2 protein-coding genes and 1 pseudogene are annotated in these 2,734 nt (G+C 72.4%); all 3 read right to left on the bottom strand.

The genetic code is table 11. The features are described 5' to 3' along the window. Positions 1–192: pseudogene (locus KS423_RS42900) on the bottom strand (deferrochelatase/peroxidase EfeB); the annotation flags it as partial. A 72-nt stretch (positions 193–264) separates the two neighbouring features. Further along, positions 265–1,413, bottom strand: coding sequence for an iron uptake system protein EfeO (gene efeO / locus KS423_RS42895; RefSeq protein WP_224285117.1), 1,149 nt, complete (start codon positions 1,411–1,413; stop codon positions 265–267). 129 nt (positions 1,414–1,542) lie between these two features. After that, positions 1,543–2,367 (bottom strand): ABC transporter ATP-binding protein, encoded by an 825-nt coding sequence (locus KS423_RS42890; RefSeq protein WP_224285116.1) that lies wholly within the window; start codon positions 2,365–2,367, stop codon positions 1,543–1,545. Positions 2,368–2,734 lie beyond the last annotated feature (367 nt).

The raw sequence follows: 2,734 nt of genomic DNA, 5'->3' as shown, positions 1-2,734 counted from the left end.
CGCGGCGACCGAGCCGACGGCCGCGGCGCCGAGTGCGACGCCCGCACCGGCCCAGCCGATGACGGCGCGCCGGCTGACCGCGCCCCTGGTCTCGCCGGCGTCGGCGGCGGCCGGCGTCCCGTTCTGCTGCTCGTTCTCCGCGTCCATCTGCGGGCGGGCCCTTCTGCTGTGCTGGATTGTGCGCTGGCCCACGGAGGCCGTGGCGCCCGGATCGCGGGCCGCCACGGCGTCGGTGGGGGTGGTACTCCGGGTGTGCGTGGCCGGTTACTTGACGACCACGGCGGCGGCCAGCTTCGACAGCGGCTCGCTCAGCGAGTTGACCGCGTCGGAGAAGGTCTTGCGCTCGGCCTCGGTGACCTTGTCGTAGGAGGTGAAGGTGCCGTCGGCCTGCTTGTACTTGGCCAGCAGGGTGTTGATGGCGGCGAACTCGGAGTCCAGCGTCTTGGCCAGCTCCGCGTCCTTCTCGGAGGCGACCGGCTTCAGCAGCTCGTAGGCCTTCTGCGCGCCCTCGACGTTGGCCTGGAAGTCGGCCAGGTCGGTGTGGCTGTAGCGCTCCTCCTCACCGGTGATCTTGTTGGTGGCGACCTCGTCCAGCAGCTCCTTGGCGCCGTTGGCCATGCTGGTCCCGGTGATCTCGGCCTCGGGGATCTTCTTCTGCCAGTCATTGAGGTCGGCGACCAGCTGGTCGGCGAGCTTCTTCTCGTCGTCGCCGATCTTCGCGTCGACCCAGAGCGACTTCTCCAGCTTGTGCCAGCCGGTCCACGCCTGGCCCGGCTCCAGCTTGTCCTCGCGGGTGTCGGTCTTCGGGTCGACGTCGCCGAAGCTCTCGGCGACCGGCTCGGTGCGCTCCCAGCCGGTGCGCGAGGGCGCGTACAGCGACTTGGCCTTCTCCAGGTCGTCCGCCTTGATCGCGGCGGCGAAGGCCTCGACGGCCGGGATGGTGGCGTCGGCCTGCTCCTGGGCGTACGTGCGGTAGGCGTCGACGGCGGCGGCCAGGCGCGGGTCGGCCGGCGCGGCGCTGCCGCCCTCGCCGGTGACGGTGATCTTCTGGCGGATGCCGTTGCCGACCATGCCCGGCTTGCAGGCGATCTCGTACGAGCCGGCCTTGATCTCGGCGTTGATGCTGGTCTTGGTGCCGGGGCCGATGTTCTCACGCTCGGTGATGATCTTGTCACCGTCGCCGTAGACGTAGACCTCGGTGGTCTTGGAGCCCTTGTTGCTGATGTCCAGCACGACGTGGCCGGCCGGGAAGCTGGTCTTGGAGACCTCGCAGGCGCTGTCGGTCGCGTTCACCTTGACCGCGTCGGCGGAGGCCGCCTTGTCGTCCTTCTTGGACGCGCAGCCGGCCAGGGTTGCGGTCGCCACGGCGAGGGTGAGCAGCGCGGCTGCGGTGGAACGGCGGCGGGCGGACATGCGGGCTCCAACGGAAAAGGGCATGGGTGTGCCGAGGCAGTGTGGCCGGCTGGGGACCAGCAGACCATCATTAGCTAAGGCATACCTTACGTAAAGAAGGTTTTCCGTCTACACCCACCCCCTGAACCGTTACCTTCCCGGTGTGCGGCGGGCGGCGGCCCGGGCCGTCCAGCGGCCCTCGTGACGGCTGATCCGGATCGGGTGGCCGAAGGTCTCGCTGATCAGCTCCGTGGTCATCACCTCGCCCACCGGCCCGGCCGCGACGCACTCGCCCCCGCGCAGCAGCAGGGCGTGGGTGGTGCTCTCCGGCAGCTCCTCCAGGTGGTGGGTGACCAGCACGCTGGCCAGCTCCGGGTGCTGGTGGCGCAGCAGGTCCAGGCTGTCCAGCAGCAGTTCCCGGGCGGTCAGGTCGAGCCCGGTGGCCGGCTCGTCGAGCAGCAGCAGCCGGGGGCTGGGCATCAGCGCGCGGGCGATCAGCGCCCGGCCGCGCTCGCCCTGGGACAGCGTGGTCCATGCGGCCTCGGCCATCGCCCGCATGCCGAGCGTCTCGATCAGCTGCTCGGCCCGCTCCAGCGCCTCCGGGGCCGGCTTGCGGTGGAACTCCGGCTCGATGGTGTTGGTGTGCCCGGTGAGCACCACCTCGCGCACGGTCAGCGGCGAACGCAGCGGGTGGCGCGGGTTGACGTGCCCGAGGTGGGCGCGCAGCTCGCGGATGTCCACCCGGCCGAGCCGGCGGCCGAGCACGTCCACCTCGCCGCGGGTGGGGTGGGAGACCGCACCGAGCAGCGCGAGCAGGGTGGACTTGCCCGCGCCGTTCGGGCCGAGCAGCGCCCAGTGCTCTCCGGGCCGGATCTCCAGGGTGATCCCGCGCAGCAGGTGGCGGCCGTCGCGCACGACGTCCACGTCCCGGGTGCGCAGCAGCGGCCCGGCGAGGTCGGGGGCGGACGAGTTCATGGCAGCGGGACTCCGATCGCGGCGCCGGGCAGGGTGCGGACGGGGCGCCGCACCGGACGGGCCGGCGCCGTCCGTCCGCGTGCAGAGTACAGCCGGCCTCCGGTGGCCGGCCGGGCCGTCCGAGGGGTGGACGCGCCAGAACCCTGTTGCCCGGCGGGAGTTGGGAGGAGGATCGTGCCTCCGAGGGGACGAGGGGGGACGAGGATGACCGAGGAGCGGGCCGGCACCCTGCACGGGCTGGTCGAGCGGCAGGCTCACCGGGCGCCGGGGGCGGCGGCCGTGCGCTGCGGCGACCACGAGCTGAGCTACCGGGAGCTGGACGCGCGGGCCACGCGGCTGGCCGCCGTGCTGGCGGAGCGGGGCCTGG

The sequence above is a fragment of the Streptomyces sp. LS1784 genome (genome assembly GCF_020103755.1).
Taxonomy (GTDB): domain Bacteria; phylum Actinomycetota; class Actinomycetes; order Streptomycetales; family Streptomycetaceae; genus Kitasatospora.
The sequence above is the reverse complement of the archived record's forward strand: the minus strand, read 5'-3'. Positions and strand labels throughout refer to the sequence as shown.

What these genes read in the sequence shown, in the direction of transcription:
- efeO (WP_224285117.1), bottom strand. Translation starts at nt 1,413, where the DNA reads ATGTCCGCCCGCCGCCGTTCCACCGCAGCCGCGCTGCTCACCCTCGCC.
- KS423_RS42890 (WP_224285116.1), bottom strand. Translation starts at nt 2,367, where the DNA reads ATGAACTCGTCCGCCCCCGACCTCGCCGGGCCGCTGCTGCGCACCCGG.